The following is a 14,435-nucleotide window of genomic DNA, read 5'->3' on the forward strand; positions in this document are numbered from 1 at the left end:
CGCCGTGGTCGGTCGATCCGCAGGTCCGGCAGCCATCGGTCTGTCACTGGGGCCGGGACGGGGTGCGACCGAGAACCGGTGGATCGTGGCGGGTCCCGGACGAGCCCCGCGACCGACTCACGACCAGGACACGACCGGTGACCACGCATCCAGCCAGGGCCGGCGGCTGTGCTCCATGCGGAGCCGGCCCGGCCGGGCCTCGATGAGCGCGCCGAAGACCGTCGCGAAGACCAGACCGTCCTGTTCGTGGCGGACCGTCAGGGCGCCCGGATCGTCCCGCGGCGGTCCGCCTTGCACGAGCCGGCGCCAGCCGTCCGGGTGACCGGTGTCGGTGAACAGCGGCAGGAACCGGTCGGCCTTGCGGTCCTCGGGACCGCCGGAGGTGACCATCCACGTGCCCTCCGGGTGCTCGGTCGTCACCAGCCGCTCGCCGTCGAAGTCCCAGGTGGTCATGCGGTCCGGAGCCGCCAGGACGAGCAGGAAGCTGGCCATGCCGTCGAGCCGCACGGCCGACCGCCAGTCCGCTCCGCGCTCGGCGCCCAGCAGCGGCAGGGCCCCCCGGCTCGGTGCTCCCGGGTCGGCCACCGGCTTCTGCGGTCGGTTGAGCACCAGGGCGGTGACCCCGGTGTCGACGCGGGTCGCGCACCACGTCCCGCCCGCGAGACGGTCCCGGCCCCCGACGAGGGAGGGGTGCTCCGGCCACCACCGCCCGGGGTCGTCGAACTCCCGGCTGGTCAGCTCGTCCCGGAGGGCGAGCAGCCGCACCGGCGCGCCGCGGGTCCACCGCACGACCACCGTGCACACGCCGCCGATCGTCCCAGGTCCGGCTCCCGTGCCCGCGGGAGCGGTGGTGGCGCGGAGCAGTCGCACGGGTCGGGGCCGGTGCACTCCGGGCTCGAGGCACGCGTCGCCCCGGTCGCGCTGGGAACGACGACGGACCCGGCCCCACCTCAGGGGCGACGGACGCCCCGCACCATCGACCTCGTGAGCAGGCCCGCCGCGGCGGCCGCGGCGGCAGCGATCGCGGACCGGAGCACACGGTGCCTGCGGCTCATGGCAGCCTCCTGGGGCAGCGGCGTGCCGCATCTCTACTCCAGCCGACCCGACCGGCTCAACCGTCGGTCGTGTCCAGTCGCTGGTACGAGCAGTGCCCCGGACCACGGGTCGGCGCCAGGGTGGCCGTCCCCGAACCGCGGCACACCGGGGCCCGACTACCCGGATGCCCCAGAGGACAGGGATCGACATCGACGAGCGGTACCGGGTCCTTGATCAGCGAAGGGGCCGGACGGGCGTCGCGCCGCCCCGGTCGGCACCGGCGATCAGGTAGACAGCGGAGCGTTGCCGCGACCGCGCCGACGACGGCGGAGCGGACGCACCGCTCGACGCCGGTCGGGTCGAGCTGGGCGACGCCTACGGGGACCGCGACGGCGGCCCCGCCCGACGGATGGAGAGACGATGGGGATGGCCACGAGGACGGACACGCACTCGCCTGCACCGCACGTCGCCGACAGCCACGAGCTGATCCGCGTGCGGGGCGCGCGCGCGAACAACCTCAAGGACGTCAGCGTCGAGATCCCGAAGCGCCGGCTGACCGTGTTCACCGGCGTCTCCGGCTCGGGCAAGAGCTCACTGGTGTTCGGCACCATCGCCGCGGAGTCGCAGCGGCTGATCAACGAGACCTACAGCGCCTTCCTGCAGGGGTTCATGCCCGCGCTCTCGCGGCCGGAGGTGGACCTGCTCGAGGGGCTGACCACGGCGATCATCGTCGACCAGGAGCGCATGGGAGCCAACCCGCGCTCCACTGTCGGCACGGCCACGGACGCCAACGCGATGCTGCGGATCCTGTTCAGCCGGCTCGGCCAGCCGCACGTCGGCCCGCCGAGCGCGTACTCGTTCAACACCCCGTCGGTGCGGGCCAGCGGTGCGATCACCGTGGAACGCGGCGCGAAGACGAAGTCCGAGAAGGCGACGTTCACCCGGCTCGGCGGGATGTGCCCCCGCTGCGAGGGCATGGGCTCGGTGAACGACATCGACCTGACGGTGCTGTACGACGACTCGAAGTCCCTGAGCGAGGGCGCCCTCACCATCCCGGGCTACAGCATGGACGGGTGGTACGGCCGCCTCTTCCAGGGCGCCGGCCTGGAGATGGACAAGCCGATCCGCGACTACAGCCAGAAGGAGATGCGGACCCTCCTGTACGAGGAGCCGACCAAGATCAAGGTCGAGGGCGTCAACCTGACGTACGAGGGCATCATCCCGCGGATCCAGAAGTCGATGCTGTCCAAGGACGTCGAGGCGATGCAGCCGCACGTCCGGCGCTTCGTGGAGCAGGCGGTGACGTTCACGACCTGCCCCGAGTGCGACGGCACCCGGCTCGCCCCGGAGGCGCGGGCGTCGAAGATCAACGGCAAGAGCATCGCCGACGTCTGCGCCATGCAGATCACCGACCTGGCCGACTGGGTGCGGGAGCTCGACGAGCCCTCGGTCGCCCCGTTGCTGACCGGCCTGCAGCACCTGCTCGACTCGTTCGCGACGATCGGGCTGGGCTACCTCTCGCTCGACCGGCCCGCGGGCACGCTGTCGGGCGGCGAGGCGCAGCGCACGAAGATGATCCGCCACCTCGGCTCCTCGCTGACCGACGTCAGCTACGTCTTCGACGAGCCGACGATCGGCCTGCACCCGCACGACATCGAGCGGATGAACCAGCTGCTGCTGCAGCTGCGCGACAAGGGCAACACGGTGCTGGTCGTGGAGCACAAGCCCGAGGCGATCGCGATCGCCGACCACGTCGTCGACCTCGGGCCCGGCGCCGGTACCGGCGGCGGGGAGGTGGTGTTCCAGGGCACGGTCGAGGAGCTCCGGGCCAGCGGCACGCTCACCGGGCGGCACCTCGACGACCGCGCGGCTGTGAAGCCCTCGGTGCGGACGCCGTCCGGGGCGCTGGAGGTGCGCGGCGCCAGCACGCACAACCTGCAGGGCGTGGACGTCGACATCCCGCTCGGCGTGCTCGTCGTCGTCACCGGGGTGGCGGGGTCGGGCAAGAGCTCCCTGGTCCAGGGCTCGGTGGCCGACCGGGAGGGCGTGGTGGTGGTCGACCAGGGCGCGATCCGCGGGTCCCGGCGCAGCAACCCGGCCACCTACACCGGCCTGCTCGACCCGATCCGCAAGGCGTTCGCCAAGGCCAACGGCGTGAAGCCGGCGCTCTTCAGCGCCAACTCCGAGGGCGCCTGCCCCACCTGCAACGGCGTCGGCGTCGTGTACACCGAGCTCGGTGTGATGGCCGCGGTCGAGTCCACCTGCGAGACGTGCGAGGGGAAGCGGTTCCAGGCGTCGGTGCTGGACCACCACCTCGGCGGCCGCGACATCAGCGAGGTCCTCGCGATGTCGGTGACGGAGGCGCAGGAGTTCTTCGGTGCCGGCGAGGCGCGCACGCCGGCCGCGCACGCCGTCCTCGAGCGGCTCGCCGACGTCGGGCTCGGCTACCTCACCCTCGGCCAGCCGCTCACCACGCTGTCCGGCGGTGAGCGGCAGCGGCTCAAGCTGGCCACCCGCATGGCCGAGAGGGGTGGCGTCTACGTCCTCGACGAGCCGACCACCGGCCTCCACCTCGCCGACGTCGAGCAGCTGCTCGGCCTGCTCGACCGGCTCGTCGACTCCGGCAAGTCCGTCCTCGTCATCGAGCACCACCAGGCGGTCATGGCGCACGCGGACTGGATCATCGACCTCGGCCCCGGCGCCGGCCACGACGGCGGCCGGATCGTCTTCGAGGGCACTCCCGCCGACCTCGTCGCCGCCCGCTCCACTCTCACCGGCGAGCACCTGGCGGCCTACGTCGGTAGCTGATCGAGACCCTCGCGGACACCGCCGGAGGGGGAGAAGCCGAGGTCCGGGGTCCCCGCGACGCGGCTGCGGCAGCTCGTCGCTAGGGTGGCGGGCGTGAGCCGTCGTGCGCAGTGGTGGGTCTGGTCGTCGAGGACGACCCAGGCCCGCTGACGCGCGCTCGGACCGTCCCAGACCCACCGGACGGTCCGAGGACTCCTCCCCGGACGGCCGATGGGCCATGACCCCGGAGGAGCAGGAGTGACGAGCACCGACGTCCCGACCACCACGTCGGCGATGACCAAGGCCGTGCTGGACGAGGCGGACCTCCCCACGCACTGGTACAACCTGGCCGCCGACCTGCCCGCGCCGATGCCGCCCCACCTGCACCCGGGGACCGGCGAGCCCCTCGCGGCCGGTGACATGGCGCCGCTGTTCCCGGCGGCGTTGATCGAGCAGGAGATGACCGGCGAGCGTTTCGTGCCGATCCCGGAACCGGTCCGCGAGGTCTACCGGCTGTGGCGGCCCTCGCCGCTGTACCGGGCGCACCGCCTCGAGCGGGCGCTGGGGACGCCGGCGCGCATCTACTACAAGTACGAGGGTGTCAGCCCGGTCGGCAGCCACAAGCCGAACACCGCCGTGGCGCAGGCGTACTACAACGCGGCCGAGGGCGTGCGCCGGCTGACCACCGAGACCGGCGCCGGGCAGTGGGGCAGCGCGCTGTCGTTCGCCTCGGCGCTCTTCGGCCTGGAGTGCGAGGTGTGGCAGGTCCGGGCCTCCTACGACAGCAAGCCCTACCGGCGGATGCTGATGGAGACCTTCGGCGGCGTGGTCCACGCCAGCCCGTCGGAGCTGACCGAGGCCGGCCGCGGCTTCCTGGAGCGGTTCCCCGGCACCACGGGCAGCCTCGGGATGGCGGTCAGCGAGGCGGTGGAGTCGGCGGCGCCGGACCCGGAGGCGCGGTACGCGCTGGGCAGCGTGCTCAACCACGTGCTGCTGCACCAGACGGTGATCGGCGAGGAGGCGTTGCGGCAGCTCGAGGTGTTCGGCGAGACGGCGGCCGACGTCGTCTACGGGTGTGCCGGTGGCGGGTCGAACCTGGCGGGGCTGTCCTTCCCGTTCCTGCGGGAGAAGCTGGCCGGGCGCACCGGCACGCGGGTGGTGGCCGTGGAACCCGCCGCTTGCCCGTCGCTCACGCAGGGGCGCTACGAGTACGACCACGGCGACGTCGCAGGGCTGACCCCGCTGATGAAGATGCACACCCTCGGGCGCGACTTCGTGCCCGAGGCCATCCACGCCGGTGGGCTGCGCTACCACGGCATGGCCCCGATGGTCAGCCACGTCGTGGACCTGGGCCTGATCACCGCCCAGGCCGTCGAGCAGCGCGAGGCGTTCGACGCCGGACTGCTGTTCGCCCGCACCGAGGGGCTGGTGCCGGCGCCGGAGTCCTGCCACGCCGTCGCCGGCGCGATCGCCGAGGCCCGCCGCCGCGCGGACACCGGGGAGACCGGCGTCCTGGTGGTGGGCCTGTCCGGCAACGGCCAGCTGGACCTGCCCGCCTACGCCGAGCACCTCACCGGCGTGCGCACCCCGGCGACGGGCGACCAGCCCTTCTGACGGCGCACGGTCGTCTTCCGCTGACCGGCCTGCCGCCGGTCGCACTCCGCCGTCACCGGGTCGCCCCCGTGGACGGCGACCCGGCAGGCTGGTGGTCGTCGGGGGGCGGGTGGCGGGTGGTCGTCGGGGGGCGGGTGGCGGGCTCCGGACTGGATTTGACGTGACCCGGGTTGCCCACCAAGCTGCCTCGCCGACCACAACAGTCCCGCACCAGCGCGACGGACCAGGGAGTGCCATGGCCAACCTCCTCATCGGTGGCTCCTGGCGGCCGGGGGCCTCGTCGGACCAGCGCCAGGTCGTCAACCCGTTCGATCAGAGCGTCGTCGCGAAGGTGGACGAGGCGACGGTCGAGGATGTCGCCGCGGCCGTCGGAGCGGCCCGGGCCGCCTTCGACGCGGGGGAGTGGTCCGGCACCCCGGCGGCCGAGCGGGGTGCCCTGCTGCGCCGCGTCGCCGATCTCCTGGTGCGCGACCGGGAGGACATCGCCCGGCTGGAGACGCTGGACACCGGCAAGACGGTCGGCGAGAGCCGGCAGGACGTCGACGACGTGGCCGCGGTCTTCCGCTACTACGCGGACCTGGCGGACAAGGACCCCGGGCGTCTGGTCGACGCCGGGCGTCCCGGCGTCGTCAGCCGCGTCGTCCACGAGCCGGTCGGCGTGTGCTCGCTCATCACGCCGTGGAACTATCCGCTCCTGCAGGTGTCCTGGAAGGTCGCGCCGGCGCTCGCGGCCGGGAACACCGTCGTCGTCAAGCCGAGTGAGGTCACCCCGCTGACCACCATCCGGCTCACCGAGCTGCTGGAGGAGGCCGGCGCCCCGGCGGGCGTGGTCAACCTCGTCCTCGGTGGCCGGGACGTCGGGGCGGCGATGGTCGAGCACCCCGACGTGGACATGGTGTCGTTCACCGGCGGCCTCAGCACGGGGCAGGAGATCCTGCGGGCCGCCGCCGAGACGGTGAAGAAGGTGACCGTCGAGCTCGGTGGCAAGAACCCCAACGTGGTCTTCGCCGACGTCGACCTCGACACCGCCGTCGACAACGCGCTGACGGCGGCCTTCCTGCACTCCGGCCAGGTGTGCTCGGCGGGGACCCGGGTCATCGTGCAGGACGGGATCCACGACGAGTTCGTCGCGGCCCTGGTCGAGCGCGCCCGGCGCATCCGCCTCGGCAACGGGTTCGACCCGGCGACCGAGAGCGGACCGCTGGTGTCCGAGGAGCACCGGGCGAGCGTGGAGGAGTACGTCGCGATCGGCGTCCGCGAGGGCGCCCGGCTGGTCACCGGTGGCCGCCGTCCCGACGAGCCGGAGCTGGCCGGCGGGTTCTTCTACCTGCCGACGGTGTTCACCGACTGCCGGCGGGACATGCGGATCGTGCAGGAGGAGTCCTTCGGTCCCGTCCTCACCGTGGAGCGGTTCGCCACGGAGGAGGAGGCGATCGCGCTCGGCAACGACACCGACTACGGGCTCGCCGGTGCGGTCTGGACCGCCGACACCGCCCGCGCCGAGCGGGTGGCCCGCGCCCTCCGCCACGGAACGGTCTGGATCAACGACTTCGGCCCGTACCTCCCGCAGGCGGAGTGGGGCGGGTTCGGACGATCGGGCAACGGGCGCGAGCTCGGCCTGGCAGGTCTCGCCGAGTACCGCGAGGCCAAGCACATCTGGCACAACACCCGTCCCGCCCGGCAGGACTGGTTCGGCCGGCCCGCGGGGAACGGGGCCTGAGGCCCCTCAGCCCCTCGGTCCCGTCGTCCCCGGCCGGCGGCCTGCGCCGCTCGCCGTCCCCCCGGTACCGCCTCCCGACCGGACGCCGCTCCACCCGCCCGGTGACCCGTGCACCACGACCCCATGGAGTTGTCATGAGGAAACGAGCGGCCCCCGCGGAGGCCACGACCGACCCCGTCCCACCGGCCCGGATCAAGGGTCCCGTCTTCTACGGCTCGGCGATCGGCGTCCTGCTGATCGCCGGTTGGGCGATGGTCTCCCCGACGGCGGCTGCGGAGACGATCGGCACGCTGGTGGGCTGGACGTCGGAGTGGTTCGGCTGGTTCTACATCCTGTTCGCGACCGCCGTCCTGGTCTTCGTGCTCTTCCTCGGCATCTCCCGCTACGGCCGTACCAAGCTCGGGCCCGAGCACTCGACGCCGCAGTACAGCACCTTCGCCTGGGCGTCGATGCTCTTCGCCGCCGGCATCGGCACCGACCTGATGTTCTTCGCGGTCGCCGAGCCGGTGACGCAGTACCTCGCGCCGCCGGTCGGCGAGGGGGAGACCGTGGCGGCGGCGCGGGAGGCGACCGTCTGGACGCTGTTCCACTACGGCCTCACCGGGTGGGGCATGTACGCGGTGATGGGTATGGCGCTGGCCTACTTCTCCTACCGCCGTAACCTGCCGCTGGCCATCCGGTCCGCGCTGTACCCCGTCCTCGGCAAGCGCGTCCAGGGCCCCCTGGGTCACGGCGTGGACATCGCCGCGGTCCTGGGCACCATCTTCGGGGTCGCCACGTCGCTGGGCATCGGCGTCGTTCAGCTCAACTTCGGCCTGGAGGTGCTCTTCGGCATCCCCGAGGGACGCGCGGCGCAGATCGGGCTGATCGTCCTGGCCGTCGCGGCGGCCACCGTGTCCGCGGTGAGCGGCGTGGACCGGGGGATCAAGCGGCTCTCGCAGCTCAACGTGCTGCTGGCCATCGGCCTGGCCGTGTTCGTGCTCCTCGCAGGGAAGACGACCTTCCTCCTCAACGGGCTGGTGCTCAACGTCGGCGACTTCGTCAGCAGCTTCCCCAGCCTGACGATGCAGACCTTCGCCTTCGAGCGCCCGGTCGAGTGGCTCAACAGCTGGACGCTCTTCTTCTGGGCCTGGTGGATCGCCTGGGCTGCCTTCGTCGGCCTGTTCCTCGCCCGCATCTCCCGCGGGCGGACGATCCGCCAGTTCGTGGTCGGGACGATGGTCATCCCGTTCAGCTACATCGTCATGTGGATCTCGATCTTCGGGAACAGCGCCATCGAACGCATCCGGGACGGGGACGCTGCGTTCGGGGAGCTGGCCATGAACACCCCCGAGCAAGGCTTCTACACGCTGCTGATGGAGTACCCGGCCTTCCCCTTCATCGGCGCGGTCGCGACCTTCGTCGGCCTGCTCTTCTACGTCACGTCGGCCGACTCCGGCGCCCTGGTGATGGCGAACCTGTGCTCCCACCTGCGGACGCCGCAGGACGACGGCGGCAAGGGTGTGCGGATCTTCTGGGCGGTCGCCACCGGGCTGCTCACCGCGGCGATGCTCATCGTGGGTGGTGTCCCCGCGCTGCAGAACGCCACGATCATCATGGCGCTGCCCTTCACCTTCGTGATGGTGCTGGTCATGGTGGGCCTCTACAAGGCCCTCCGGGTGGAGGCTCTCCGGGCGACCAGCCACCACCAGACCCTCCCGGGTCGGCTGTCCGGTCGTGCGCTGGGAGCTCCGGACGGGAACGGCACGCCCGGCTGGCGGCGGCGACTGAACCGGGCCATGGCCTTTCCGGGCCAGACCTCGGCGCGGGATCACCTCGACGAGGTGGTGGCGCCGGCTCTGGAGGACGTCGCGGCCGAGTTGCGCGGTGAGGGCATCGAGGCGCAGGCGCGGCGGGCGACCAACGACACCGGCCAAGGCTGTGTCGAGCTCACCGCCGACCTGCGGGGCGACCACCCGTTCGCCTACCGGATCTGCCTGCGGGCGGTACCGATCCCCGGGTACGGACGCCGTGCCCCGGCCGGCGAGCAGACGTACTCCCGGCTCGAGGTGCACCTCGGTGAGGGAGGGCAGGGCTACGACGTGATGGGCTACACCTACTCGCAGCTGATCGACGACGTCCTCGACCAGTACGAGCGGCACCTGGAGTTCCTGCGCCTGCAGGAGCCGATACCCGCGCCCCGCGAGGTCCCCCGCGACCCGGGCCCCCAACAGCGGGTCCCCCACTGATCCGACCCCGGGCCACCCTCGACACCGGGTGAGGACCGGACGCGACGTGGTGGGGTCCCGCTCTCCGGGACGCACCACGTCGCGTCGCGCACGTCGCACCGGAGTGCGCTGCCCGGGCGGGTCCGGACGGCGTGGTGATCTGCTGTGCCCGCTTCGTGGGGTCCCGTCGGCAGAGGGGGCGCGCGGATCCCGGAGACCGCCGCTCGCTCGCGGGGAGCGGACGGCGGTCTCCGGGGATCGGGAGGCGTCAGGCCTGGCCGGCGGCCTCGCCGACCGACGCCGGCCGGTGCCGGTAGAACTCGACGTGCTCGGGCGCCAGCGGCGTGTTGCCGAGGATGAGGTCGGCGGCCTTCTCGGCCATCATCATGACCGGCGCGTAGATGTTGCCGTTGGTCACGTAGGGCATGGCCGAGGCGTCGACGACCCGCAGGCCCTCCAGCCCGTGCACCCGCATGCTCGTCGGGTCGACCACCGACAGCGGGCCGGTGCCCATCTTCGCCGTGCAGGAGGGGTGCAGCGCCGTCTCGGCGTCGCGGGCCACCCAGCTGAGGATCTGCTCGGGCGTCTCGATCTCGGGCCCGGGGGAGATCTCCCCCGAGCTGAACTCGGCCAACGCCGGCTGCTCGAAGATCCCCCGCGCCACCTGCACGGCCTCCACCCACTCGCGACGGTCCTGCGCGGTGGAGAGGTAGTTGCACCGCATGGCGGGCTTCACCCGGGGATCGGCCGACCTGATCTTCAGCGTGCCCCGGGCGTCGGAGTACATCGGCCCGACGTGCACCTGGTACCCGTGCTCGCCCGTGGGCATCGAACCGTCGTAGCGGACGGCGATCGGCAGGAAGTGGAACATCAGGTTCGGGTAGGCGACGTCGTCGTTGCTGCGCAGGAACCCGCCGGCCTCGAAGTGGTTGGTGGCGCCGAGTCCCGTCCGCAGGAACAGCCACTGCGCGCCGATCCCGGGCTTGCGCCACCACTTCATGCCCGGCGCGATGGACACCGGCTGCGTGCAGCCGTGCTGGATGTAGACCTCGAGGTGGTCCTGCAGGTTCTCGCCGACACCCGGCAGGTCGGCGACGACGTCGATGCCGAGGGCCCGCAGCTCCGAGCCGTTCCCGACGCCGGAGAGCTGCAGCAGCTGCGGGGTGTTGACGGCGCCGCCGCTGAGCACCACCTCGCCGGCGCGAACCGTGCGGGCCGGCCTGCGCCCGTGGCGGTACTCCACGCCGACGGCGCGCCCGCCATCGAAGAGGACGCGGGTGACGAAGGCCCGGGTCTCGACCGTGAGGTTCGGGCGGGACCGCACCGGGTGGAGGTAGGCGCGGGCCGCGCTCAGCCGGCGGCCACGGTGCACGTTGCGGTCGAAGGGGCCGAACCCCTCCTGCCGGTAGCCGTTGAGGTCGTCGGTGAGCGGGTGGCCGGCCTCCTGCACCGCGGTGAGGAAGGCCTGGAACAGCGGGCTGGTGGCCGGGCCGCGCTCGAGGACGAGAGGACCGTCCTTGCCACGGAAGGGGTCCTCGGGGGCGGCGGCCGTGCAGTTCTCCATGCGCTTGAAGTAGGGCAGGCAGTGCGCGAAGTCCCACGTCCCCATGCCCTCGTCGGCGCCCCAGCGCTCGTAGTCCAGGGGGTTGCCGCGCTGGAAGATCATCCCGTTGATGCTGCTCGAGCCGCCGAGCAGCTTCCCGCGTGCGTGGTAGACCCGCCGGCCGCCCATCCGCGGCTCCGGCTCGCTCTCGTACCTCCAGTCGTAGAACCGGTTGCCGATCGGGATGGTGAGCGCGCCGGGCATGTGCACGAAGACGTCCCAGAGGGAGTCCTCGCGCCCCGCCTCCAGCACCAGCACCCGGTTGCCGGGGTCGGCGCTGAGCCGGTTGGCGAGGGCGCTGCCCGCCGATCCGCCGCCCACGATGACGACGTCGTACACCTGCGGGCTCACGTCGTGCTCCTCCGCGGTGCGGAGGCGGTGCGGCGGCCGGTCCGGCGGGTGCGGGTCAGGGGAGTGCGGGTCGGCGTACCGCAGCTGACGTCGCCAGCGGGTGAACAGGTGGGGCCGGTCCCACCCCGAGGACGGCGACGGGGCGGCCGTCGCACTCGTCGACGGCCAGGGAGCTGCGGTCCGCGCAGCCCCCCTCCACGACGCACACCTGGTCGCCGTCGCGACGGGTCCCCGCGCACTGTGTGCGGCGTCTGTACTGCTCCGACCAGGAGTACGGGACGGTCGTCGCCGCCTGGTGTCCGGAGCCCAGCAGGGTGGCGACCGCGGTCGTCGGCTGCAAGGCAGTCGTCAGTCGGCCCGGCGGCGGACGACCGGGCTCCCTCTGCACCGACCCGTACGACCGCCGGAGTGCTCTCGACGGCGCCCGACGCCCCCACCGATGTGTCCGCCATGACCGCCACCGACCTGCCCGCGAACCTCGTCTCCACGCTGCCGGGTCAGTACTACACCGATCCCGCCATCTTCTGGCTCGAGCAGACGCGGGTCTTCGAGTCCGTGAGGTTCTGCCCGGTGCGGTCGTCCGAGCGCCACATCGGCGAGTTCCACGACTGGGTGACGCAGCGCCTGGCCGACTGAGCCCCTCCACCGTGGGGCCGGGCACGGGCCTCCGGCCCCCGGGGCAACTCCCGGCGGGCGTGGGGCGCGCGCGACCCACACCACCGCAACCGGGGGTTGCGTCCGTGGCCGGTCGCGGTAGCGTCGTGCCGGGTCCTGGAGCGGCAGACGGCGTCCGGGACCCAGGCTCCGGCTGGTCGAACAGGCGGCTGTCCGGACCGCCTCCTGCCACCGGCCCGACGCGGGCCGGGAATCCCTCGCCGGCGGCGTGCCGACCCCGGGCCCGTGACGCGACAGGGAGTGGCCGCCGGGAGAGGCTGGGGCCGTGAAGATCCTGCTCCCCGGCTCCCTCCCGCTCGCCCCCGCGCTGCCCGAGGGGGTGGAGGCGGTGCGCTACGACGTGGCCGCACCGGTGCCCGAGGAGCACCTCGACGCCGAGGCCCTGGTGGTCTGGGGCAACGCGCCCGCCGACCTGCGCGCCGTCGCCGGGCGGATGCCGCGGCTGCGGTGGGTGCAGACGCTGGCGGCCGGGCCGGACGCCGTCCTCAGCGCGGGCTTCCCCGACGACGTCGTCGTCACCTCCGGCGTGGGCCTGCACGACCGACCGGTCACCGAGCACGCGCTGGCCCTGGTGCTCGCGCTGCTGCGCCGCCTGCCGGCCGCGCTCGCGGCGCAGGCCGAGCACCGGTGGGCCGACGAGCTCGGCGGGCTGCAGCCGCTGCACCCCGAGGGGGCGGTCACCACGCTGCTCGACGCTCAGGTGCTCGTCTGGGGCTTCGGCAACATCGGTCAGAACCTCGCTCCGCTGCTGCAGGCCCTCGGCGCGCAGGTACGCGGCGTCGGGCGCAGTGCGGGGGAGCGGTCCGGGTTCCCCGTCGTCTCCGAGGACCGGCTGGAGGCAGAGCTCGAGCACACCGACGTCCTGGTCATGATCCTGCCCGCCACCGAGGCCACGACCCACGCGCTGGACGCCGCCCGGCTGGCCGCGCTGCCGCAGCACGCGCTCGTCGTCAACGTCGGGCGCGGCTCCACCGTCGACGAGCCGGCGCTCGTCGCGGCGCTGACCGAGGGCCGCATCGCGGGCGCAGCACTCGACGTCACCGAGGTCGAGCCGCTGCCGGCGGACTCCCCGCTGTGGGACGCACCGAACCTGCTGCTCACCCCGCACGCCGCGGGAGGCCGGCCGGTCGGCGCCGACGAGCTCGTGGCCGCGAATGTCGCTGCGCTGCTGGCCGACCGCGAGCTGCGCAACGTCGTGGCGCGCTGACCCCGACTGGGGAGCCACTGTCGACAGTTGTCACGTCCGGTGGGTCCGCGCGGCTAACATGACGGTCGACGAGGAGGCTGGTCCGTGAGCATTGAGTCACTGTCTGCCCTGGACCGGAGCACGCTGCGCGAGCGGTCCCTCGAGGCGCTCCGGTCGGCCATCCTCGCCGGTCGGTACCGGCCCGGGGACCACCTCGGCGAGGTGGAGCTGGCGGGATCGCTCGGGGTCAGCAGGGGCACGGTGCGCGAGGCCCTGCGGCACCTCCAGCAGGAGGGCCTGGTCACCGCCGGCAACCGCGGGATGCTGCGGGTCAACAGCCTGACCTCCGCCGAGGTGCACGAGCTCTTCCGCGTCCGGGCGGCCCTCGAGGGGCTGGCCGTCCGGGAGGTCATCGCCTCGCCGCGGCGGAAGTCGGCCGCCGAGACGCTGCGGGCAGCCGTGGAGCGGCTCTCCGACGAGGACGAGCCCGCCGTGCGGATGGAGGCCGACCTGGCCTTCCACCTGCTGCTGTGCCAGCTGTCGGGCAACTCCATGCTCGTCGAGGCGTGGCAGCGGCTCGAGGGCCGGATGCGGGTCGCCATCCTCAACGGCGCGGCCTGGCAAGCGCCGATGATGGCCCGCGACCGGCACGTGCCGATCGTCGAGGCCATCGAGCGCGGGGACGTCGAGGCGGCCGTGCGGGTCGTCGACGAGCACATGACCGCTGCCGCCCAGCACTTCGCCGAGGCCACCGACTCCGCCTAGGAGGGGGCCCCTCCTCCCTGTTCCTCGCAAGCTCGGGACGGGGCCGCTCTGCCCCACCGCCCGTGAAAGACCCCCGTCCTCCCATCCCTCGCAGGCTCGAAGCGAGGCCGTCTGCCCCACTGCTCGTGAGAGGACCCCCGTCCCCGCCCCTCGCAGGCTCGGGCCGGGTCCCGCGGCGGGGCCGGCGATGCCCTGGACGCGGTCGCTCTGCTCGCTCGCATGCTCGCGGCGGGACCCTGCAGCAGGGCCGGCTCATCGGGCTGCCCGCCCCGACCTGCACCGATGCAGGCGCCGGGAAGTGACTCTTGACACCGTGACGCGCACCACCCACTCTAGTCACCAGTTGACTGTCAACAGTCGACGCTCAACGGGGACCTACGCCCATCGCTCACCGGAGACCACCATGACCGAGCGACACCCAGCACTCCACGACCCACACCTCGAGGAAGTCGCCGTCTGGCACCTGTTCGAGGGCTCCCCGACCGAGAAGGT

Annotated in this window: 9 protein-coding genes; 7 read left to right on the top strand and 2 right to left on the bottom strand. The window is 72.9% G+C overall.

Features of this window, described 5'->3' with window-relative positions:
- Positions 1 to 117: 117 nt before the first annotated feature.
- Positions 118 to 804 (bottom strand): NRDE family protein, encoded by a 687-nt coding sequence (locus GOBS_RS25310; RefSeq protein ID WP_243697675.1) that lies wholly within the window; start codon positions 802 to 804, stop codon positions 118 to 120.
- A gap of 657 nt (positions 805 to 1,461) precedes the next feature.
- On the opposite strand from GOBS_RS25310, the gene GOBS_RS08415 reads away from it, so the two are divergent.
- The 4 genes from GOBS_RS08415 to betT all read left to right on the top strand — a co-directional run bounded on the left by GOBS_RS08415 (position 1,462) and on the right by betT (position 9,384).
- Positions 1,462 to 3,843, top strand: coding sequence for an ATP-binding cassette domain-containing protein (locus GOBS_RS08415; protein WP_041241408.1), 2,382 nt, complete (start codon positions 1,462 to 1,464; stop codon positions 3,841 to 3,843).
- Between the two features lie 237 nt (positions 3,844 to 4,080).
- On the top strand, positions 4,081 to 5,436 hold the full coding sequence (locus GOBS_RS08420) for a TrpB-like pyridoxal phosphate-dependent enzyme (protein WP_012947861.1): 1,356 nt from the start codon (positions 4,081 to 4,083) through the stop codon (positions 5,434 to 5,436).
- Positions 5,437 to 5,671: 235 nt separating this feature from the next.
- Positions 5,672 to 7,156, top strand: coding sequence for an aldehyde dehydrogenase family protein (locus GOBS_RS08425; protein WP_012947862.1), 1,485 nt, complete (start codon positions 5,672 to 5,674; stop codon positions 7,154 to 7,156).
- Positions 7,157 to 7,290: 134 nt separating this feature from the next.
- On the top strand, positions 7,291 to 9,384 hold the full coding sequence (gene betT / locus GOBS_RS08430; protein WP_012947863.1) for a choline BCCT transporter BetT: 2,094 nt from the start codon (positions 7,291 to 7,293) through the stop codon (positions 9,382 to 9,384).
- A 247-nt stretch (positions 9,385 to 9,631) separates the two neighbouring features.
- Here betT and betA read toward each other — a convergent pair whose 3' ends face one another.
- Positions 9,632 to 11,317, bottom strand: coding sequence for a choline dehydrogenase (betA, locus tag GOBS_RS08435; RefSeq protein ID WP_012947864.1), 1,686 nt, complete (start codon positions 11,315 to 11,317; stop codon positions 9,632 to 9,634).
- A 450-nt stretch (positions 11,318 to 11,767) separates the two neighbouring features.
- On the opposite strand from betA, the gene GOBS_RS08440 reads away from it, so the two are divergent.
- The 3 genes from GOBS_RS08440 to GOBS_RS08450 all read left to right on the top strand — a co-directional run bounded on the left by GOBS_RS08440 (position 11,768) and on the right by GOBS_RS08450 (position 13,943).
- Positions 11,768 to 11,953: a hypothetical protein gene (locus GOBS_RS08440; protein WP_041241409.1), complete on the top strand. Its 186-nt coding sequence runs from the start codon at positions 11,768 to 11,770 to the stop codon at positions 11,951 to 11,953.
- Positions 11,954 to 12,257: 304 nt separating this feature from the next.
- On the top strand, positions 12,258 to 13,199 hold the full coding sequence (locus GOBS_RS08445; protein WP_012947866.1) for a phosphoglycerate dehydrogenase: 942 nt from the start codon (positions 12,258 to 12,260) through the stop codon (positions 13,197 to 13,199).
- An 84-nt stretch (positions 13,200 to 13,283) separates the two neighbouring features.
- The gene (locus GOBS_RS08450; RefSeq protein ID WP_012947867.1) at positions 13,284 to 13,943 is read left to right on the top strand and encodes a GntR family transcriptional regulator; all 660 of its coding nucleotides are present in this window, start codon (positions 13,284 to 13,286) and stop codon (positions 13,941 to 13,943) included.
- Positions 13,944 to 14,435: the final 492 nt, after the last annotated feature.

It is taken from the genome of Geodermatophilus obscurus DSM 43160 (assembly GCF_000025345.1).
In the GTDB taxonomy this organism is placed as follows: Bacteria; Actinomycetota; Actinomycetes; order Mycobacteriales; family Geodermatophilaceae; genus Geodermatophilus; species Geodermatophilus obscurus.

Excerpts from the sequence above, each read along its gene's own strand:
- GOBS_RS08440 (WP_041241409.1), top strand. The coding sequence starts at position 11,768 with ATGACCGCCACCGACCTGCCCGCGAACCTCGTCTCCACGCTGCCGGGT.
- betT (WP_012947863.1), top strand. The coding sequence starts at position 7,291 with ATGAGGAAACGAGCGGCCCCCGCGGAGGCCACGACCGACCCCGTCCCA.
- GOBS_RS08425 (WP_012947862.1), top strand. The coding sequence starts at position 5,672 with ATGGCCAACCTCCTCATCGGTGGCTCCTGGCGGCCGGGGGCCTCGTCG.
- GOBS_RS08415 (WP_041241408.1), top strand. The coding sequence starts at position 1,462 with ATGGCCACGAGGACGGACACGCACTCGCCTGCACCGCACGTCGCCGAC.